This window comes from Streptomyces sp. C, from assembly GCF_000158895.1.
GTDB classification, from domain to species: Bacteria; Actinomycetota; Actinomycetes; order Streptomycetales; family Streptomycetaceae; genus Streptomyces; species Streptomyces racemochromogenes.
In genome coordinates this window covers 4786541-4806111 of the sequence record NZ_GG657750.1, presented here as the reverse complement: position 1 = coordinate 4806111, position 19571 = coordinate 4786541, and the positions used below count along the sequence as shown (strand labels likewise).

Genomic DNA, 19571 nt, shown 5'->3' with positions numbered 1-19571 from the left:
GTCCAGTTCGTCCCACGAGGTGAGGCAGCCCGACCCGAGGAAGTGCTGGTTGCCCAGGGCCTCACGGATGCCGAGGTCGGTCAGGACGGCCGTCGGGATGCCCCGGTGCATCGACTCCAGGGCGGCCGTGGAGGAGACGGTGACCAGCAGGTCGGTGGTGTCCAGCACCTCGCCCATGTGCCCGTAGACCAGCCGGCAGTTGGGCGGGAGGCCACCGGGGAGGCGCTCGGCGAGGCGCTGGTAGGGGTGCTCCTCCAGGTGGGTGGTGTGCTCCCCCGGCCGGCTGCGCAGTTTGACCAGCACCTCCCGGTCGGGGTGCAGCCGTGCGTGGCCGGCGGCGCGGCCCAGGAGGTAGGTGCGGTCGGCGCGGCTCTCCGGTACGGAGGGCTGCACCGCGAAGACCACCCGGTGGGTGCGGTTCCCGGCCGGTGCGTACGGCGCCCCGTCCAGGAAGGGCAGGGCCGTCTCGGTGACGGCGTCCGGGCCGGCGCCCGCCCCCTCGTACACGGCGCGGAAGCGGGCGGCGTCGTGCCGGGAGTTGGCGAGGACCAGGTCGGCGCCGTGCCGCAGCAGCAGTCCGTCGGCGAGCTTCTCGTAGACGACGCCGACGTAGCCGGTGACGAACACCGGCCGGGCCGCGGGCTCCGGCCACAGGGCGCGGGCGCCGTGCAGTACGGCCTGGACGGCGCCGCCGACGAGGGCCAGCACGACCACGTCGTAGCGTTCGCGTCCGCCCGCGAGCTCCGCGAGGAACTCCGCGCAGGTCACCTCCGCCGGCGCGGCGTCCGCCGCGACGCCCGCCTCGCCGAGCTGGCGTGCGGTGGGGGTGGCCCGGCCGCGCAGCAGGTAGCCGGTGACGCGGTGGTCCCCGGGGGCGAGGCGGCGGGCGGTGAGGGCGCCCCATTTCCAGCGTGTGTCGGAATCGGCGAGTACGGCGATGCGTTGACCGACCGGACTGCTTCTGAATGGCACTGGCACCCGGCAGAAGTTATTCCGCATTTCCGCTGTCCGGCCCAACGAGCGCGCAACGGCGGGTTAACAACCCGTCGACGAAATGCGAAAGCGGGCGGGTTAACGCGACCGCCCCGTTTCGTTCACATGGAATCCGCGTCCGGGCCACGGTGAATGACGGGGTGCGTCCTATTGTCTCGCGGGTGCTCAAGCTCTCTGTTGTCGTGCCGTTCCACAACGTGCAGACATACGCGCCGGACGCCCTGAAGAGTCTCGAACTGAACGCCCGCGGGGATTTCGAGTTCCTGCTGGTCGACGACCGTTCCACGGACGGGACGCCCGAGCTGCTGGAGCGCGCGGCGGCCGGCGGGGTGCCGGGGGCGGTGCACCTCAGACGGGACCGCAACGGCGGGCTGGCCACGGCCCGCAACACGGGGCTGGACGCGGCGCGCGGGGAGTACATCGCCTTCCTGGACGGTGACGACTGGCTGGCGCCGGGCCACCTGGCCCGCACCCTGGCCGCCATCGAGGCGCTGGGCTGCGATTTCGTACGGACCGACCACGTGCAGGTGACGGGCCGGTCCCGGGTCGTGCAGCGGGTGCCGTACGGGCCGGAGATGGTGGTGGGCGATCCGCGGGACGGGATCCTGCCGGCCTCGCGGGCCACCGCGGTGGACTATCCGTACGCCTGGGCGGGGATGTACCACCGGCGGCTGCTGGACCGGGGGCTGCTGCACTTCACCGACGGGCTGCGGACGGCGGAGGACCGGCCGTGGATCTGGCGGCTGCACCGGGAGGCCGCCTCCTTCGCCGCGGTGGGCCTGCCCGGGGTGTTCTACCGGCGGGGCGTTTCCACCTCGTTGACGCAGATCGGCGACGAACGCCAACTCGATTTCATTCGCGCATTCGACCAGGTCCTCGCGGACGTGGCGACCGACCGGGAATACGAACTGTTGATCCCCAAGGCCGTTCGAACATATTGCGCGATCATCGCGCACCACATCGGTTCCAGTGAGAGGTTCGAACCGGCCGTGGCGAAAAAACTCCGTTTCATGTGCACGGCCGCGCTCGGCCGCATGCCCGCGCCCGTACTGGAGGGGGTCATCGCCTCGATGGACGCCGAGCGCTCCGCGCTGCTGCGGGGGCTGCGCCGCCGGCGGCGGGCCGCGGGCGCGCACGCGGCGGGGGCGGCCTCGTGAACGTCACCCAGGTCTTCCTCGCCTCCACCCTCTACGGGACCGCCACCCTCGCCGCCGCCCTCGACTCGGGCGCCTTCCCGCCGGCCGGCCGGCGGATCCTGCTGACCAGCAACCACTCGCTCACCCCCGAGATCACCCCCGGGATCGACGCCCTGCCCGGGTTCGGCGCGCTGCGCACCCGCTTCGACGAGGTGCTCGACTGGAACGCGGTGATCGCCCCGCAGCACCCGAGCGGCTGGGCCCCGCGCCCGGAGGACGTGCCGATGTGGGAGCGGCAGCTGCGCGCGCTGTGGGGGCTGGGCGGGGACCGGGTCGAACTGGTCGTGGAGTCCCTCCAGGTGCCGCCCGCGCAGAGCCTGTGCCGGCTGTTCCCGGGGGCGGCGGTCGACGTCTACGCCGACGGGCTGATGTCGTACGGGCCCACCCGCTTCCGGCTCGACCCGCAGATCGGCATGCGGGTGCGCCGGGTGCTGCACCCGGACCTGGTCCCGGGGCTGGAGCCGCTGCTGCTGACGGAGTTCGGGGTGCGGGGCGAGGTCGTCCCGGCGCCCGCGCTGCTGAAGGTCCTGGCGGAGCTCGCTGACCTGCCCGAGGCGTCGGACCTCGGCTACGAGCCCCGCGAGGAGGAGCCGCCGGCCCTGCTGCTGGGCCAGTACCTGTCGGCGCTGGAACTGATGTCCCCCGACGAGGAGGAGGAGCTGCACGCCGACATGGTGCGCGGCGCCTTCGAATGGGGCCACCGGGAGCTGGTGTTCAAGCCGCACCCGAGCGCCCCGGCGGCGTACTGGCGGCGGGCGCGGGCCGAGGCCGAGCGGCTCGGGGCGCGGCTGACGGTGCTGGACGCGCCGCTGCCGGCCGAGGTCCTGTACCAGCGGTTGCGCCCGGCGCTGGTGGCGGGCTGCTTCTCGACGGGGCTGCTGACGGCGCGGGCGCTGTACGGGATCCCGGTGGCGCGCACCGGGACGGGGGCGCTGCTGGCGCGCCTGGCCCCGTACCAGAACAGCAACCGGATCCCGCTGACGCTGGTGGACGCTCTGGTCCCGGACCTGCACGGGCCGGCGCAGGACCCGCCGGCGGACCTGGCCGGGCTGGTCGCGGCGGTGGGGTTCACGATGCAGCCCAAGGTGCTGGCCGGGCGCCGGGCGGAGGCCGAGGCCCACCTCGCCCGGCATCTGACCCCGCACGCCCGGCGCTACTTCGGGCGCCGCCGGCTGACCACGCTGGGGTTGCCGGGCGGGATCCCGGCGCAGCTGTCGTTCCTGCCGCGGAGCCCGGCCGTCCGGCGGACGGTGCACCGGCTGCGCAGGAGGCTGGGCGGACGGCTGGGCGCACGGCTGGGCCGAGGGCCGGGCTGAGTGCCCGGCCGCGGGGCCGGGCTGGACCGAGCAGGGCCGGGCCGGATCAGCTGACGGCGAGCTTCGCGGCGAAGCCGAGGAAGATCACCCCGGCCGCCGAGGTCGCCCCGGCCGACAGCCGCTTGCGGCGGCGGAAGGCGGCGGACAGGCGGGTGCCCGCGAATATCAGCGTGGACAGGTACAGGAAGCTGATCAGCTGCGAGACCGTGCCGAGGAGCAGGAACGACAGTGCCGGGTAGGCGTATCCGGGGTCGACGAACTGCACGAAGAAGGACAGCAGGAAGAGGATGGCCTTCGGGTTGAGCAGGCTGACCAGCAGCGCCCGCCGGTAGGGGCGCTCGGCCGCCCCGGCCGGCTCCTCCCCGGTGACGAGCTCCTCGTGCCGGGCCCGGCGGGTGCGCCACATGCCCCAGGCGGCCCGCATCATGCCGACGGCCAGCCAGCCGAGGTAGCCGGCGCCGAGCACCTTGACCACGGTGAACAGCACCGGGCTGGCCTGGAGCAGCGCGCCCGCGCCGACCGCCGCGAGCACCATGAGCACGGTGTCCCCGGTGAACACCCCGCAGGCGGCCTTGTAGCCCTCCTTGATCCCGCGCCGTGAGGCGACGGAGAGCACGTACAGCGAGTTGGGCCCCGGCAGCAGCACGATCAGCACGACGGCGGCGAGATAAGTAGGAAGATCTGTCACACCCAGCATGAGCAGGAGTGTCCCATGAGGACACACCTGTCGCGCCAGTCCTTTTCAGTGGGCGGACCGGGACGGTTCGTAACTGCCCCAGACCTCCCGCAGCACCCCGCACACCTCCCCCACCGTGGCCCGCGCCCGCAGGGCCTCCTTCATCGGCGGCAGGACGTTCTCGCGCGTGCCGGCCGCCGCCGCCCGCAGTGCCGCGAGCCCCGCCGAGACCGCGCCGGCGTCCCGCTCCGCCCGCAGCCGGGCCAGGGCGGCGCGCTGGCGCTCCTCGATCGCCGGATCGACCCGCAGCGGCTCGTACGGCTCCTCCCGCTCCAGCGCGAACCGGTTGACCCCGACCACGATCCGCTCGCCGCTCTCCTGCTCGCGGGCGATCCGGTAGGCGCTGGCCTCGATCTCCTCCTTCTGGAACCCGGCCTCGATCGCGGCGACCGCCCCGCCCATGTCCTCGATCCGCCGCATCAGCGCGAGCGCGGCCGCCTCCACCTCGTCCGTCATCCGCTCCACCGCGTACGACCCGGCGAAGGGGTCGACGGTCAGCGGCACGTCCGTCTCGTACGCCAGCACCTGCTGGGTGCGCAGCGCGAGGCGGGCCGCCTTCTCCGTGGGCAGCGCGATGGCCTCGTCGAAGGAGTTGGTGTGCAGCGACTGGGTGCCGCCCAGTACGGCGGCCAGCGCCTGCACGCCCACGCGTACGAGGTTCAGCTCGGGTTGCTGCGCCGTCAGCTGCACCCCGGCCGTCTGGGTGTGGAAGCGCAGCATCAGCGACTTCGGGTTGCGGGCCCCGAACTCCTCGCGCATCACGCGGGCCCAGATGCGACGGGCGGCCCGGAACTTGGCCACCTCCTCCAGCAGGGTGGTCCGGGCGACGAAGAAGAAGGAGAGCCGGGGGGCGAACTCGTCGACGGCCATCCCGGCGGCGAGCGCGGTACGGACGTACGCGATCGCGTCGGCGAGGGTGAAGGCGATCTCCTGCACCGGCGAGGCCCCGGCCTCGGCCATGTGGTAGCCGGAGACGGAGATGGTGTTCCACCTGGGGATCTGCTCGCGGCAGTAGCGGAAGGTGTCGGCGGTCAGCCGCAGGGAGGGGCCGGGCGGGAAGATGTACGTGCCGCGCGCGATGTACTCCTTCAGAACATCGTTCTGCACGGTGCCCGTCAGCTGTCCGCCCGCGATGCCCTGTTCCTCGGCGACGAGCTGGTACATCAGGAGCAGCAGGGCGGCCGGGGCGTTGATGGTCATCGAGGTGGACACCCGGTCGAGGGGGATCCCGGCGAGCAGCACCCGCATGTCCTCTACGGAGTCGACGGCGACGCCGACCTTGCCGACCTCCCCGTGCGCGAGCGGGGCGTCGGAGTCGTGTCCCATCTGTGTGGGCAGGTCGAAGGCCACGGACAGGCCGGTCCCGCCGCCCGCGATGAGCGCCCGGTAGCGGGCGTTGGACTCGGCGGCCGTGCCGAAGCCGGCGTACTGGCGCATGGTCCAGGGCCGTCCGGTGTACATGGTGGGATAAATCCCCCTGGTGAAGGGGTAGTCACCCGGACGGCCGAGGCTGGTCCGCGGGTCCCATCCGGTCAGGTCCTCGGGTCCGTAGACCGGTTCGAGGGGGAGTCCGCTCTCGGTGCGCGCCGTGGGACGGGCCATGGGGTGGAGCCTCCGTGTCCGTGGAGCCGACGGGCCCCCCGGGGCTGGTACAACCGCACCGAGCCCGCGACGGCCTGGTCACAAGGAGGCAACATCGCGCGTTCGTCCGCAACTGTCCACGCCCTTGAAGCATCACCTAGATACACGACATTGAACTCGGGGGAACCGCCATGCACCGACAGAAAGCATTCATCCGTACGCTCGGCCTCGCCGCCGCCGTCGCGTTCGCCGCGACCGCCTGCGGTCCGCAGGGTGCCGGTGCCGCTCCGGCGGCCCCCTCCGCACCGGCCGGCGGCTCCCCCTCGGCCTCCCCGTCCAAGCAGGACGACAAGCCCGCCTCGCCCTCGTCCGCCCCGTCCGCGCCGTCGTCCTCGTCCGCGCCGTCGACGTCGGCCGCTCCCGGCGCCAAGCCGCTCATGGCCAACGGCGACGAGAGCGAGCAGGTCCGCGAACTGCAGGCGCGGCTGCGCCAGCTCAAGCTGGTGTCGACGGCGCCCACCGCGTTCTACGGCTCGAAGACGACCGCCGCGGTCAAGACCTTCCAGTCGCAGCACGGGCTGCCCGCGACCGGATCGGTGGACGAGGCCACCTGGCAGAAGGTGCAGGGCCTGACGAAGAAGCCGACCGATGACGAGCTGCGCCCGCCGACCACCAACGAGGTCGACGCCCCGGACCCGCGCTGCATGCAGGGCCGGGTGATGTGCATCAGCAAGGAGAGCCGCACCCTGGCCTGGATGATCGACGGCAAGGTCGTCTCCACGATGGACGTGCGCTTCGGCTCGGAGAACACGCCGACGCGCGAGGGACTGTTCCAGGTGGAGTGGAAGGCGAAGGAGTGGACGTCGACGATCTACCACACGTCGATGCCCTACTCGATGTTCTTCAGCCAGGGCCAGGCGGTGCACTACTCGTCCGACTTCGCGGCCCGCGGCTACGACGGCGCCTCGCACGGCTGCGTGAACGTCCGGGACAAGAAGAAGCTGTCGGAGCTGTTCGACCAGGTGAAGGTGGGCGACAAGGTCGTCGTCTACTGGTGACCCCGGTCTCGGGGTGATCCGGCGATCCGGTGATCCGGTGATCCCGGGGAAGAGAGGGGGCGCGGGCAGGGCCGGGGGAACGTGCCCCGCCCGCGCCGGGTGCGCCGAGCCCAGGGGTACGGGGGGAACCCCGGCTCGTGCGCGGCCGATGACCAGTCGGCTCGATACGTACTGCGCCAGCGGTTCGAAAAGTGTTACAGCCCCCGCACACGAACCCGAAAAAAGGTTTCAGCTGGTGGGTCGGCGGGTGGTGTCAGCGGGTGCGGAAACCCAGTCCGCCACTGGTCAGCGGGGTGGTCACGGACGGCACCGGCAGCGGGGCGCTGCCCTGGTCGGCGCCGCTGCGCGGGACCGTGCCCTTCGTGGCCCCGTCCAGCAGGGTCGCGCAGAAGCGCTGGACCTTCGCGGCCCCGCCCGCGAGCTTGGAGAGGTACTCGCGCCGGTCCTCGGCGAGCTTCTTCGCCTTGTTGTCCCGGCACAGGTCCTCGGGGCGCGGCTTCTCCGCCTCGATGCCCTGGTTCTTGCCGCTGTCCGCGGTGGCGCCGCCGCCGGCGAACGAGTCGCGGGTGCCGTCGGTGCCCGCCGCTCCGCCCCCGCCACCGCCGCCGCCCGAGGCGGCCGTGCCGGGCGGTACGGGAAGGCTCGGCGCGACGTCGGGGAGCGTACGCGTCTCCGTGCCCGGCGTCCGCGGGGCGTCCGGGCCGCGCGAGAAGCCGTCGACGCCCAGGGACGGGGTCGGCCGCAGCTGCGGTTCGAGGGTGGCGCCGGCGGTGTCCCCGGCGGGCGCCGGGTCCGAGTCGGCGCTGACCGAGACCGCCGGGGCGGGGCCGGCCGTCAGGTGCGCGGCACGGTCCAGCAGGCCGGTGCCGACGACGGCGGCGATCCCGCCGACGGCGACCGAGGCCAGCGCGGCCGCCAGCCCGAAGCGCGCGGCGGTGACGGGACGCCGCTGCGCGGGTATCCGTACGGGGGGTATCGGCGCCAGGTCGACCACCGGTTCGCGGTCCGCCCCGGGCACGCCGGGTCCGGCCGGGGCGGCGGCCGCCGCCGAGGCCGGCGCCGGCGCGGGAGCCTCGGCGCGGGCCGCGCGGAACGCGGCCAGGGCGGCTTCCTCACCGGGCAGTTCTCCCCCTGCTGAGCGGGGGGTCAGGGCGTCGAGGGCGGCGCGCATCCGGGCCGCCTCCGCCCGGGCGCGCGGGTCGGCGCCGGATCCGACCGGGCCGGGGGTTCCTCCGCGCAGCAGCTCGTCCGCCGTGGCCCTGTCCAGCCACGCGTTGTGCTCGTCGGCCATCACATGTCCTTCTGCGTCCGCCAACGTGAATGCGTCACACCGGTTCGCTCCACCAGGTCCCCCGCCCGCGCGCGCTGCGCGGGCACCGCGTCGAGATCAGGCTCCCGTGCCTGGTCCCCGGCATTATGGCCGACCCGGGCGCGGGCTTCCGCTTCGTTTTCCGTCCCGCCCGCCGCACCGGCCCCGCCGGCGGGGCCGAACTCGGCGCTGAGGAGTTCCGCGAGCTTCTTCAGCCCCCGGTGCGCGGCCGTGCGGACGGCGCCGGGGCGCTTGCCGAGGGTCTCGGCGGCGCTCTTGGCGTCGAGGCCGACGACCACGCGCAGGACGACGGCCTCGGCCTGGTCCTGCGGCAGCTGGGCGATCAGCTTCATGGTGCGTCCGGTGGACAGGGCCTCCATGGCCTCGCCGTACGTGTCGGAGTCCGCGGCCCGGCCGGTCAGCTCGGTCTCGTCGCCGCCGACGGCGGGACGGCGGCCGCGCATCCGGATGTGGTCGAGGGCCCGGTTGCGGGCGATGCGGGCGGCCCAGCCGCGGAAGCGGTCGGCGTCGCCGGTGAAGGAGCCGAGGTCGCGGGCGATCTGCAGCCAGGCCTCGGAGGTCACGTCCTCGGCGTCGCCGTCGCCGACGAGCGTGCGAACGTATCCGAGCAGGCGCGGGTGCACGGCGCGGTACACAGTCCGGAACGCGCTCTCGTCGCCGTCCTGTGCCGCGAGCACCGCGGCGGTCAGCTCCGCGTCGTCCCCCAGCAAAGTCCCCAACCCGTTCAACGTCCTGTACGTGTGGCGCAAATCCGCACGTTACGGCTTTCACGTACCTCTCGTCCACGAGTTGTACAACCAGCAACCAAGCCTGCGCGGAGCGGGGTGTGACAGAAAACGCACTCCATACGCTGACATGGATACGGGCTTGTCGCACGAGTCCGTGACGGATGGCGACCGGGGCCTCTCCTGTGGGGGGTGGCGGCCTCGGTCGCCCTCCCCTCTTCAGACCTCTCCAGCCGGGTCAAACCTCCCCGGCCTCATCCTTTCGGCTCACTTCCGGGTGAAATCCCCGTTCGGGCAGGGCACGGCCACTCCGAGATCGCTAGCGTGGCGGTACACCCGCGCCCCGCCCCGAGGAGTACTCCGCTGTCCAGCCACCTTCCGGCACAGGTCCGCGGTCCGGCCTCCGCCCCCGGCGCCGGACTGGCGCGATTCAACTCCCTGCCGCCCGAGACCGCCCGCGCGGTCCTGCTGCGCTGCTGCGGCAGCGGGCGCTGGGCCCACCGGGTGGCCGCCCACCGCCCCTACCCGGACACCGCCGCCCTGCTGGCTGCCTGCGAGGAGGCCTCGTACGACCTCTCCCAGGGCGACCTCTCCGAGGCGCTGGCCCGGGAGGCCTCGGCCGAGCTCGGCCAGGGCGCCCCGTACGCCGCGCTCCTCGCGCTCGACGCGGCGCGGGCGGAGTACGAGCGGACCTTCGGGCACGCCTTCGTGATCTGCCTGGACGGGCACCCGCCGGAGGAGCAGGTGGACCAGCTGCTGGCGGCGATCCGCCGCAGGATGGCTCACGAGATCGACGAGGAGCGCTCGATCTCCGCCGAGGAACTGCGCCTGGTGGCCCGCTCCCGGGCCGGCCGGCTGCTGGACCGACTCGCCGGTGCGCGGCCCGAGGACCCCGACGACGGTCTACCTGCTGCCGATTTCGGACTATTTGCCCCTGCGGGATAGCCCGTCCGTGCCTGTTTGATCACACCGGCGGACCCCGGGCGAGGGAACCGACGAAGCGTCGCTACGATGTCCGGGGCCGGTGGACCGTACCCGGCCGGGCCCGACCGACAAAGAAGCCGGCTGGCCCCCGCCCCGCTTCCGGAGGGTTTTCCGTGCCGGCTGGAACGTTGTACCGCGGCCGGGAAGGAATGTGGTCCTGGGTGGCTCATCGAGTCACCGGCGTCCTCATTTTCTTCTTCCTGTTCGTACACGTCCTCGACACCGCTCTCGTCCGCGTCTCCCCCGAGGCGTACGACGATGTCGTGGCTACCTACAAGACTCCGATCGTCGCGCTGCTGGAGTACGGCCTCGTCGCCGCAATCCTGTTCCACGCGCTCAACGGTCTCCGTGTCATCGCCGTGGACTTCTGGTCCAAGGGCCCGCGTCACCAGAAGACGATGCTCTGGTGGGTCGTGGGTATCTGGGTCCTGCTGATGGGCGGGGCCCTGGCCCCCGTTCTCGGCCACGCCTACCTCGAACTGTTCGGGAAGTGACACGCATGTCTTCTGACACTTCTTCCGCCAAGGCGATCGGTGACGTGGAGGGCGTTTCCCTCTACGACACCGACAACCCGGCGCCCTACATCGAGGCCCCGCGCAAGCGCACGGGCAAGACCCCGCGCTCGACCCGCGGCAACTTCGAGATGGCCGCGTGGCTCTTCATGCGCCTCTCGGGCATCGTGCTCGTCGTCCTCGTCATCGGCCACCTCGTCATCCAGCTGGTGCTGGACGGCGGCGTCTCCAAGATCGGCTTCGCCTTCGTGGCCGGCCGCTGGGCGTCCCCGTTCTGGCAGGTCTGGGACCTGCTGATGCTGTGGCTGGCCATGCTGCACGGCTCCAACGGCCTGCGTACCGTCATCAACGACTACGCGGAGCGCGCCAACACGCGGCTGTGGCTGAAGGGCCTGCTCTACACCGCCACGGTGTTCACCATCCTTCTGGGCACGCTGGTGATCTTCACCTTCGACCCGAACATCCGCTAGGCAACGGGCTGAGGCGAAACAGATGAAGATCCACAAGTACGACACCGTCATCGTCGGCGCCGGTGGCGCGGGCATGCGCGCCGCCATCGAGGCGACGAAGCGCAGCCGCACCGCCGTGCTGACGAAGCTCTACCCCACCCGCTCCCACACGGGCGCCGCGCAGGGCGGCATGGCCGCCGCGCTGGCCAACGTGGAGGACGACAACTGGGAGTGGCACACCTTCGACACGGTCAAGGGCGGTGACTACCTGGTCGACCAGGACGCCGCCGAGATCCTGGCGAAGGAGGCCATCGACGCGGTCCTCGACCTGGAGAAGATGGGCCTGCCGTTCAACCGCACCCCGGACGGCACCATCGACCAGCGCCGCTTCGGCGGCCACTCCCGCAACCACGGCGAGGCGCCGGTCCGCCGGTCCTGCTACGCCGCGGACCGCACGGGCCACATGATCCTCCAGACGCTGTACCAGAACTGCGTCAAGGAGGGCGTGGAGTTCTTCAACGAGTTCTACGTCCTGGACCAGCTCCTGGTCGAGGAGGACGGCGTCAAGAAGTCGGCCGGTGTGGTCGCGTACGAGCTCGCCACCGGCGAGATCCACGTGTTCCAGGCCAAGGCCGTCATCTACGCCTCCGGCGGCACCGGCAAGTTCTTCAAGGTGACCTCCAACGCGCACACCCTCACGGGTGACGGCCAGGCGGCCTGCTACCGCCGCGGCCTGCCGCTGGAGGACATGGAGTTCTTCCAGTTCCACCCGACGGGCATCTGGCGCATGGGCATCCTGCTGACGGAGGGCGCCCGTGGTGAGGGCGGCATCCTCCGCAACAAGGACGGCGAGCGCTTCATGGAGAAGTACGCGCCGGTCATGAAGGACCTCGCGTCCCGTGACGTCGTCTCGCGCTCCATCTACACGGAGATCCGCGAGGGCCGCGGCTGCGGTCCCGCCGGCGACCACGTGTACCTGGACCTGACGCACCTCCCGCCGGAGCAGCTCGACGCCAAGCTCCCGGACATCACGGAGTTCGCGCGCACCTACCTCGGCATCGAGCCCTACACGGACCCGATCCCGATCCAGCCCACCGCGCACTACGCCATGGGCGGCATCCCGACCAACGTCGAGGGTGAGGTCCTGGCGGACAACACCACCGTCGTCCCCGGCCTGTACGCGGCCGGCGAGGTCGCGTGCGTGTCGGTGCACGGCGCCAACCGCCTGGGCACCAACTCGCTGCTCGACATCAACGTCTTCGGCAAGCGCTCCGGCATCGCCGCGGCCAAGTACGCCGCCGAGAACGACTACGTCGAGCTGCCGGAGAACCCGGCGCAGCAGGTCGCCGACCTGGTCGAGCGCCTGCGCAACTCCACGGGCAAGGAGCGGGTCGCCGACCTGCGCCTGGAGCTCCAGGAGACGATGGACGCGTGCGTGATGGTGTTCCGTACGGAGCAGACCATCAAGACCGCGGTCGAGAAGATCGCCGAGCTGCGCGAGCGCTACAAGAACGTGTCCGTCCAGGACAAGGGCAAGCGCTTCAACACGGACCTGCTGGAGGCCATCGAGCTGGGCAACCTGCTCGACCTGGCCGAGGTCATGGCCGTGTCCGCGCTGGCGCGCAAGGAGTCCCGCGGCGGTCACTACCGCGAGGACTACCCGAACCGCGACGACGTCAACTTCATGCGCCACACCATGGCGTACCGCGAGGTCGGCGCCGACGGCCAGGACTCCGTGCGCCTGGACTACAAGCCCGTCGTCGTCACCCGCTACCAGCCGATGGAGCGTAAGTACTGATGGCCACCCCGACCCTGGACAAGATGGAGGCGGCGGCCGCCGCCTCGCCGTACATCACGGTCACCTTCCGGATCCGCCGCTACAACCCCGAGGTCTCGGCCGAGGCGGAGTGGCAGGACTTCCAGATCGAGATCGACCCGAAGGAGCGCGTGCTCGACGGTCTCCACAAGATCAAGTGGGACCTCGACGGCACGCTGACCTTCCGCCGCTCGTGCGCGCACGGCATCTGCGGCTCCGACGCGATGCGGATCAACGGCAAGAACAGGCTCGCCTGCAAGACGCTGATCAAGGACATCAACCCGGAGAAGCCGATCACCGTCGAGGCCATCAAGGGCCTCACGGTGATGAAGGACCTCGTGGTCGACATGGAGCCCTTCTTCCAGGCGTACCGCGACGTCATGCCGTTCCTGGTCACCAAGGGCAACGAGCCGACGCGCGAGCGCCTGCAGTCCGCCGAGGACCGCGAGCGCTTCGACGACACCACCAAGTGCATCCTGTGCGCCGCGTGCACGTCCTCGTGCCCGGTGTTCTGGAACGACGGCCAGTACTTCGGCCCGGCGGCGATCGTCAACGCCCACCGCTTCATCTTCGACTCGCGCGACGAGGCCGGCGAGCAGCGGCTGGAGATCCTGAACGACAAGGACGGCGTGTGGCGCTGCCGCACGACGTTCAACTGCACCGACGCGTGCCCGCGTGGCATCGAGGTCACGAAGGCGATCCAGGAAGTCAAGCGCGCGCTGATCACGCGCCGCTTCTGATCCCTTCCGGCTGAGCCCGAGCCCGAGGCCCGCACCCCGTTCGGGGGTGCGGGCCTCGGGTGCGTTCGGGGGCGGGTCAGGGTCGGGTCGGGGGTGATCCCCATGGTTCGGGGATCTTCCTCACGGCAGGCTTACGGGCATGACGAACCCCGCGCACTCCACGAACTCCGCTTCCCGCAAGGCCCGTTGGGCGACCGCGATGGTCGCCGGCGTGGCCCTCGCCGCCATCGGCGCCGGCACCCTGCCCGCCGTGGCCTCCGCCGCCGAGCGGCCCGCCGCCCCGGTCACCGGGACCCTGCACGCGGACCGCCCGCTGGACCGCACCGCCCTCCGGGCCTCCCTCGACGGGCTCCCGGACGTGGCCGTGAACGGCGCCCTGGCCCGGGTGAGCGGCAGGGACGGCCGCTGGAGCGGAGCGGCCGGGCCCACGGTGCCGTCGGCCGACGCGAACTTCCGGATCGGCAGCGTCACCAAGGTGTTCACCTCGACGGTGGCGCTCCAGCTGGTCGCGGAGGGCCGCCTGGGGCTGGACACCCCCGTCCAGCAGGTCCTGCCGGGCACCCTCCCCGCCGACTGGGCGCCGATCACCGTCGGGCAGCTGCTGAGCCACACCAGCGACCTGCCCAAGCCGGTCGCGCCCGCCCCCGACACCACCCCGGCCTCGGCCGTCGCCGACGCGGTGCGGGCCGCCGCCGAGGCCGGCGCGCCGCAGCCCGTACCGGGCTCCCGGCAGCAGTACAACGGCCTGAACCACTTCCTGCTCGGCATGGTCATCGAGAGGACGACCGGGCGCACGTACGCCGAGGAGGTGCAGCGCCGGATCGCCCGGCCGCTGGGGCTGCGCCACACCTACGTGCCCGCCGCCGACGACCGGTCGCTCCCGGCCCCGCACACCCGCGCGCTGTGGGACGCGTCCGGGAAGGGCACCGGCGAGCTCGCCGACAACTCCCGGCAGAGCCCGTGGGCCTGGGCGGAGGGCGGGATGATCTCCAACGCCCCCGAGCTGGACCGGTTCTTCACCGCGCTGATGCAGGGCCGGCTGCTGCCGCCCGCGCAGCAGAAGCTGCTGACCGAGCCGGTCCCGGGCATCGAGGGGAACGGCACCTTCAGCCGGGGCGGCCTCCAGCACGTCGAGCTCCGCCCGGGCACCTGGGTCTGGGGCAAGACCGGCTCGTACAACGGCTACACCAGCGGCGTCTTCACGAACGAGGACCGCAGCCGGGTCCTGGTCTACTCCCTGAACCCGACGAACCGCCGCCCCCAGAAGCCGGAGGACGGCCTGACGGAGCGGGACCACATCTTCAAGATCGCCGGTGCGGCCTTCTGATCCGCGGAGGAGCCCTCCCCGGAGGGGTGAAGCCCCGCCCGGCGCGTCGACACGGGCGGCCCGGCGCGGGAGCATGGGCGGATGTGACGAGGCTCGCCAAGACCGCATGTCCGGACCGTAGTTCACACCACCTCGGGCGACGGACGTTCCTCACCTCGCTGGGGACCGTCGCCGCCTCCTTCGCCACCGGGATCCCCGCCCACGCCACCGCGCACGCGCGGGACGCCGCCACCGCCGCCGAGTACGTGGACGTGCAGCTCCTCAACGTCACCGACCTGCACGGCTACCTCCAGGCCGCCCCCGGCGGCAACTCCGTGATCAGCGGCAACGGCGGCCGTACGTACACCGTCGGCGGGGTCGCGTACATGGCGGCCCATCTGGCCCGGCTGCGGGACGGGCGGGCCAACTCGTTCTTCTTCACCCCCGGGGACGCCTTCGCCGGCTGGGAGTTCGACGCCGCCGCGTTCGCCGACGAGCCGACCGTCGAGGCCCTCAACCGGATGGGGCTCGACTTCGCGACCGCCGGGAACCACGAGCTCGACAAGTCCCCGGCCATGCTGCGGAGGCACATGGAGCAGGGCGTGCCCTTCCCCGTCGAGGGCCGGGACGCCTCCTTCACCGACTCCTCCGGGGCCCGCTTCCACGGCGCCGACTTCCGCTACCACAGCGCCAACCTGGTCTGGGGCTCGGACGGGCGCACCGTGCTGCCCGCGTACAACATCGAGACGGTCCGCACCGCCGCCGGCCAGGAGCTGCGGATCGGCTTCATCCACCTGACCGCCCTCGGCACGGAGCTGATGCCCGGCTCCTACCAGCCGGGGCTGGCCACCCTCGACGAGGTCGCCACGGCCGACCGGTACGCGGCCCTGCTCAAGGCCCAGGGCGTGGGCGCCATCGTGCTCAGCGTCCACGACGGGGCGGTGGCCGGGGCCGACTTCAACAGCGGCGCCGACCCCTCCGGGCCCGCGCTGGACCTGGCGCTGCGGGTCTCCCCCGACATCGACGCCGTCGTCGCCGGGCACTGGCACACCCGGTTCAACATGATGGTCCCCGATCCCGCCGGGGTCCCCCGCCCCTTCGTCGAGGCGGGCTGCCACGGTCAGCTGATCAACGAGATCAGCCTCCGCCTCGACCCGGCGACCGGGAAGGCGGTGCGTGAGCTGACCGTGTCAGTCAACCATCCCAACACCCGGGACGTCGCCCCCGATCCGGCCCTCAAGGAGGTCGTCGACTACTGGGCCGGGCAGGCCTCCGCGCGCAACGCCACCCGGATCGGCCGGCAGACCGGATCGTTCTCGCGTACGCGCAACACGGCGGGCGAGTCCACCATGGGCGACCTGGTCGCCGACTGGGCGCTGTGGGCGGGCCGCAGGCCCTCCGACCCGGAGAACGACGCCAACGTCCACCCGAACGTGCCGGCCCAGCTCGCGCTGGTCGCGGCCGTGCCCCGGGTGGGACAGGCCGTCATCGCGGGTGACCTGCCGCGCGACGCGGCCTCGGGCGGGGCCGTCACCTTCGGCCGAGCGTGGCGGGCCGTGGGCTTCGGCGACCCGGTCGTCAGCGCGACGGTGACCGGGCAGCAGATCCACGACGCCCTGGAGCAGCAGTGGACGACCGCGGCGAGCGGCGAGCTGCTGTTCGCGCCGCTGGCCGTCTCCGGGAACGTGCGCTACTCGTTCGACGCCCGGGGCAGGGTCGGCGACCGGGTCAGCCCGGCGGACGTGTTGGTCGACGGCGTCCCGCTCGACCCGGCCCGGAGCTACCGGCTCGCGGCCCTCTCGTACACGTTCCTGGCGTACGACGGCTTCGGCGCGCTGAGCGGCTTCCGGGCCCCGTACCGGCACCAGCGCGACTACGAGAGCTTCGTCGCCTACGTCCGGGAGCGGCAGACGCTCGCTCCCGCGCCCCTGGACCGGGTGACGGTCGTGAACGCGGGCCGGCGCGGCGCCGATGTCGGGACGGTCCTGGAGCCGGGCCCCTACCTGCTGGCGGACGGCTCGCCGATGCCCCGGCCGGAGGCGGCCCTCGTCTCGGCGGACCGGCCGCCCGCCACCCCCGGGGGGTTCCGGCCGCCCTGCTGAGCGATACGTGGTACGGACCAATTCCGAAGCGGAGTGCGGAGAACCGGCCTGTGACGAACGGCGCTCCGGGCCCCGATAAAGTCGGACACCGTGACAGATCAGAAGGCACCCAAGAGCGAGCAGACCCGCACGCTCATCCTCGAAACCGCGCTCCGGCTCTTCCAGGAGCGCGGGTTCGACAAGACGACCATGCGGGGCATCGCCAAGGAGGCGGGGGTTTCGGTCGGCAACGCGTACTACTACTTCGAGTCGAAGGAGCACCTCGTCCAGGGCTTCTACGACCGGATCGGGGCGGCCCACCAGGCGGCGGTGCGCCCGATCCTGGAGCGGGAGACCGATCTCCAGAAGCGGCTCGCCGGGGTGCTGACGAGCTGGCTGGACATCGCGGAGCCGTACCACGAGTTCGCCTCGCAGTTCTTCAAGAACGCGGCGGATCCGGAGAGTCCGCTCAGCCCCTTCTCGGCGGAGTCGGAGCCGGCGCGCAAGGCGGCCATCGACGTCCACCGCGAGGTGCTGGCGGGGGCGAAGACGAAGGTGCCGGCCGAACTGGTCGACGTACTGCCGGAGTTGATGTGGCTCTCGCAGATGGGCCTGGTCCTGTACTGGGTCTTCGACCGCTCGCCCGGCAGCGAGAAGACGCGGCGGCTCGCCGAGCGCGGTGCGCAGCTGACCACGCGGGGCATCGTGCTGGCCCGGTTCCGGGTGCTGCGGCCGCTGGTGCGCGAACTGCACGAGCTCTTCGCGGACTTCCTGCCGGGCATGGCCCAGACGGCGGCCGCGCGCGGCGGGAAGCGCGCCTCGGACCCCCACCCCGGCGAGGAGTGAGGGCCCGGGCAACGGGGCCGGGGGCCGCTCAGCCCAGGACCAGCAGGGTGGCCACGGCCGGGCCGAAGGCGCCGCCGAGCTGGTAGCAGAGGGTGAACAGGCCGATGGCGCTGGGCCGGTGGGCCTCGCCGGGGGCGGCGGACACGGCGTGGGTCGGCAGGACCGCGTTCGCGGCGCTGGCGGTGAACACGCCCATCCCGGTGGCGGCGACCAGCAGCGGGCCGGAGTCGGCGAAGACCCCGGTGAGCGCGGCGGCGGCGCCGGCCGTGACGAGCACCGCCCGGACGGCCCCGCGGCCCATCCGGGCGGAGGCGGCGGCGAGCAGCCAGGACAGGGCGGCTCCGGCCAGCAGCGCGAAGAGCTGCCCGGTCCCGGCGGAGGCCGCGTCCCAGCCGGCCCGGTCGGCGAGGAGCCGCGGCACCGAGAAGAGCAGGGTGAAGTAGGAGGTCGACAGCACCAGCGCGAGCAGTGCCGAGACCACGAACACGGGCCGGCGCAGCAGCGCGGCGGGCACGAACCCGTCGGGGCGGCGGCGTACGTGCAGGACGAGCAGCACGGCGGCGACGAGTGCACCGGCGACGGCGGCGAGGGGCTGGGTCGGCAGCAGCACCAGGGCGGTGGCGAGAGCGGTCAGCAGGGCGGCGCCGCGCCCGTCGAAGCGGCCCGCGGGAACCGGAGCCGCCCCGCGCCCGGCGTGCCGCAGCACCGCGGGCACCGCCAGCAGGGCGACCGCCTGGACGGCGAGGGCGAGCCGCCAGGAGGCGCCGTCCGCGAGGGTCCGTCCGAGCAGCGGCCCGGCCGCGCCGAGCATGCCGAAGCCGGCGCTGATGACGCCCATCCGGCGGGCGGTCCCGGCCAGGCTCATCGCCGCGGCCACCAGCCCGGCGCCGCCGGCGGCCTGGGCGCAGCGGCCGAGGAGGGTGAGCGGGAGCCAGGGGGAGGCGGCGACCAGCAGGGTGCCGCCCAGGACGAGGACGGGGGCCAGGCGGAGCACCGCGGCCAGGCCCCGGCGGCGCAGGAGTCCGGCCATCAGCGGGGTGCCGGTGGCCATGGCCCAGCCGAAGGCGGTGAGCAGCCAGGCGGCGGTGGCGTCGGCGACGCCGAGCGAGCGGGCCATGTCCGGGAGGATCAGTACCGGTGCGTTGGCCCCGGCGGCGATGGGGGTGGCCAGCAGGGCGAGCCAGAAGACGGGGACGGGCGCCCGGGTGGCGGCGGCCGGTGCCTCGTTCCTGCTGGTGGTGGCGGTGACCGTCATGGGTGACCCACTCCCCTTCACATCTCAACCTTGACAATCTCAACGTTGAGATAAAAACAGAGAGACTGCCTCAATGTCAAGTGTCTTAACGTTGAGCTATTCTGGGGGCATGGAGAAGGACGACAACGCCCAGGACATGGTGGCCACGCTCATCGGCCAGTGGGAGAAGGAGCGCCCCGACCTCACGGAGGCACTGTGGCCCGTCGAGGTGCTGGCCCGGATCCAGCGCATGAACCGGGTCATCGACAAGTACCTCAAGGCATTCACCGCCGAACACGGCCTGGAGGTCGGCGAGTTCGACGTACTGACCACCCTGCGCCGGTCGGGGCCGCCGTACGCGCTGACCGCCGGCGCGCTGATCCCCGCCGCCATGGTGACCTCGGGCGCGATCACCAACCGGATCGACCGGATGGAGGCCAAGGGCCTGGTCGAGCGGGTCCGCGACGGGGCCGACCGCCGCTCGGTGCGCATCCGGCTGACCGACGCGGGCCGCGCCCTCACCGACACGGTCATCGAGGAGCACCTGAGGCGCTACGCGAGCCTGCTGGCCCCCCTGGACCGCGACGCCTGCGAGGCGCTGGCGGGCTCCCTGGGCACGCTGCTGCTGGCGCACGGCGACACCCTCACGCCGCCCGCAGCCGGTTGAA

The 19571-nt window shown here is 72.5% G+C and carries 18 protein-coding genes; 12 read left to right on the top strand and 6 right to left on the bottom strand.

Annotated features, from left to right (window positions below; all coding sequences use genetic code 11):
* The coding region (locus SSNG_RS21770) for a DUF6716 putative glycosyltransferase (RefSeq protein ID WP_241695094.1) at window positions 1-972 on the bottom strand (972 nt) is incomplete at its 3' end.
* A gap of 182 nt (window positions 973-1154) precedes the next feature.
* Between SSNG_RS21770 and SSNG_RS21765 the strand changes: the two genes are divergently transcribed.
* Window positions 1155-2150 (top strand): glycosyltransferase family 2 protein, encoded by a 996-nt coding sequence (locus SSNG_RS21765; protein ID WP_042801617.1) that lies wholly within the window; start codon window positions 1155-1157, stop codon window positions 2148-2150.
* A complete protein-coding gene (locus tag SSNG_RS21760) occupies window positions 2147-3505 on the top strand; it encodes a polysialyltransferase family glycosyltransferase (protein WP_007266045.1) in 1359 nt (452 codons plus the stop codon). The genes SSNG_RS21765 and SSNG_RS21760 overlap by 4 nt, the downstream gene beginning before the upstream one ends.
* A gap of 46 nt (window positions 3506-3551) precedes the next feature.
* Here SSNG_RS21760 and leuE read toward each other — a convergent pair whose 3' ends face one another.
* Window positions 3552-4202, bottom strand: a complete 651-nt coding sequence (gene leuE, locus SSNG_RS21755) for a leucine efflux protein LeuE (RefSeq protein WP_042801614.1) — start codon at window positions 4200-4202, stop codon at window positions 3552-3554.
* A gap of 45 nt (window positions 4203-4247) precedes the next feature.
* Entirely contained in the window at window positions 4248-5843 is a 1596-nt protein-coding gene (locus tag SSNG_RS21750; RefSeq protein ID WP_007266043.1) for a methylmalonyl-CoA mutase family protein, read from the bottom strand.
* A 170-nt stretch (window positions 5844-6013) separates the two neighbouring features.
* On the opposite strand from SSNG_RS21750, the gene SSNG_RS21745 reads away from it, so the two are divergent.
* A complete protein-coding gene (locus SSNG_RS21745) occupies window positions 6014-6880 on the top strand; it encodes a L,D-transpeptidase family protein (RefSeq protein WP_007266042.1) in 867 nt (288 codons plus the stop codon).
* Window positions 6881-7133: 253 nt separating this feature from the next.
* Here SSNG_RS21745 and SSNG_RS21740 read toward each other — a convergent pair whose 3' ends face one another.
* Together SSNG_RS21740 and SSNG_RS21735 are read right to left on the bottom strand one after the other, a co-directional pair.
* Window positions 7134-8171, bottom strand: a complete 1038-nt coding sequence (locus SSNG_RS21740; protein WP_042801613.1) for a hypothetical protein — start codon at window positions 8169-8171, stop codon at window positions 7134-7136.
* A complete protein-coding gene (locus SSNG_RS21735; protein WP_042801611.1) occupies window positions 8171-8920 on the bottom strand; it encodes an RNA polymerase sigma factor in 750 nt (249 codons plus the stop codon). Before SSNG_RS21735 ends, SSNG_RS21740 begins: the two co-directional genes overlap by 1 nt.
* Before the next feature lie 378 nt (window positions 8921-9298).
* Here SSNG_RS21735 and SSNG_RS21730 point away from each other — a divergent pair, with 378 nt between their 5' ends.
* The 8 genes from SSNG_RS21730 to SSNG_RS21695 all read left to right on the top strand — a co-directional run bounded on the left by SSNG_RS21730 (window position 9299) and on the right by SSNG_RS21695 (window position 17669).
* On the top strand, window positions 9299-9880 hold the full coding sequence (locus SSNG_RS21730) for a 2-oxo-4-hydroxy-4-carboxy-5-ureidoimidazoline decarboxylase (RefSeq protein ID WP_128637517.1): 582 nt from the start codon (window positions 9299-9301) through the stop codon (window positions 9878-9880).
* Window positions 9881-10032: 152 nt separating this feature from the next.
* Window positions 10033-10413: a succinate dehydrogenase, cytochrome b556 subunit gene (sdhC, locus tag SSNG_RS21725; protein WP_007266038.1), complete on the top strand. Its 381-nt coding sequence runs from the start codon at window positions 10033-10035 to the stop codon at window positions 10411-10413.
* A 5-nt stretch (window positions 10414-10418) separates the two neighbouring features.
* Window positions 10419-10901, top strand: a complete 483-nt coding sequence (locus SSNG_RS21720) for a succinate dehydrogenase hydrophobic membrane anchor subunit (RefSeq protein WP_007266037.1) — start codon at window positions 10419-10421, stop codon at window positions 10899-10901.
* Between the two features lie 22 nt (window positions 10902-10923).
* Window positions 10924-12678, top strand: a complete 1755-nt coding sequence (gene sdhA, locus SSNG_RS21715) for a succinate dehydrogenase flavoprotein subunit (RefSeq protein ID WP_007266036.1) — start codon at window positions 10924-10926, stop codon at window positions 12676-12678.
* Window positions 12678-13436 (top strand): succinate dehydrogenase iron-sulfur subunit, encoded by a 759-nt coding sequence (locus tag SSNG_RS21710; protein WP_007266035.1) that lies wholly within the window; start codon window positions 12678-12680, stop codon window positions 13434-13436. Before sdhA ends, SSNG_RS21710 begins: the two co-directional genes overlap by 1 nt.
* 139 nt (window positions 13437-13575) lie before the next feature.
* Window positions 13576-14763 (top strand): serine hydrolase domain-containing protein, encoded by a 1188-nt coding sequence (locus tag SSNG_RS21705; protein ID WP_007266034.1) that lies wholly within the window; start codon window positions 13576-13578, stop codon window positions 14761-14763.
* An 83-nt stretch (window positions 14764-14846) separates the two neighbouring features.
* Window positions 14847-16844, top strand: a complete 1998-nt coding sequence (locus SSNG_RS21700; protein ID WP_050779694.1) for a bifunctional metallophosphatase/5'-nucleotidase — start codon at window positions 14847-14849, stop codon at window positions 16842-16844.
* Window positions 16845-16934: 90 nt separating this feature from the next.
* On the top strand, window positions 16935-17669 hold the full coding sequence (locus tag SSNG_RS21695) for a TetR family transcriptional regulator (RefSeq protein ID WP_007266032.1): 735 nt from the start codon (window positions 16935-16937) through the stop codon (window positions 17667-17669).
* A 28-nt stretch (window positions 17670-17697) separates the two neighbouring features.
* Here the strand turns inward: SSNG_RS21695 and SSNG_RS21690 are convergent, their stop codons facing one another.
* A complete protein-coding gene (locus tag SSNG_RS21690) occupies window positions 17698-18924 on the bottom strand; it encodes an MFS transporter (RefSeq protein ID WP_050779693.1) in 1227 nt (408 codons plus the stop codon).
* Window positions 18925-19033: 109 nt separating this feature from the next.
* Here SSNG_RS21690 and SSNG_RS21685 point away from each other — a divergent pair, with 109 nt between their 5' ends.
* Window positions 19034-19570 carry a MarR family transcriptional regulator gene (locus tag SSNG_RS21685; protein WP_007266030.1) on the top strand — a complete coding sequence of 179 codons (537 nt, stop codon included), beginning with the start codon at window positions 19034-19036 and terminating at the stop codon, window positions 19568-19570.
* The last annotated feature ends 1 nt before the right edge of the window (window position 19571 follow it).

Excerpts from the sequence above, each read along its gene's own strand:
- SSNG_RS21745 (WP_007266042.1), top strand. The coding sequence starts at position 6,014 with ATGCACCGACAGAAAGCATTCATCCGTACGCTCGGCCTCGCCGCCGCC.
- SSNG_RS21740 (WP_042801613.1), bottom strand. The coding sequence starts at position 8,171 with ATGGCCGACGAGCACAACGCGTGGCTGGACAGGGCCACGGCGGACGAG.
- SSNG_RS21720 (WP_007266037.1), top strand. The coding sequence starts at position 10,419 with ATGTCTTCTGACACTTCTTCCGCCAAGGCGATCGGTGACGTGGAGGGC.
- leuE (WP_042801614.1), bottom strand. The coding sequence starts at position 4,202 with ATGCTGGGTGTGACAGATCTTCCTACTTATCTCGCCGCCGTCGTGCTG.
- SSNG_RS21685 (WP_007266030.1), top strand. The coding sequence starts at position 19,034 with ATGGAGAAGGACGACAACGCCCAGGACATGGTGGCCACGCTCATCGGC.
- SSNG_RS21750 (WP_007266043.1), bottom strand. The coding sequence starts at position 5,843 with ATGGCCCGTCCCACGGCGCGCACCGAGAGCGGACTCCCCCTCGAACCG.
- sdhA (WP_007266036.1), top strand. The coding sequence starts at position 10,924 with ATGAAGATCCACAAGTACGACACCGTCATCGTCGGCGCCGGTGGCGCG.
- SSNG_RS21690 (WP_050779693.1), bottom strand. The coding sequence starts at position 18,924 with ATGACGGTCACCGCCACCACCAGCAGGAACGAGGCACCGGCCGCCGCC.
- SSNG_RS21710 (WP_007266035.1), top strand. The coding sequence starts at position 12,678 with ATGGCCACCCCGACCCTGGACAAGATGGAGGCGGCGGCCGCCGCCTCG.
- SSNG_RS21705 (WP_007266034.1), top strand. The coding sequence starts at position 13,576 with ATGACGAACCCCGCGCACTCCACGAACTCCGCTTCCCGCAAGGCCCGT.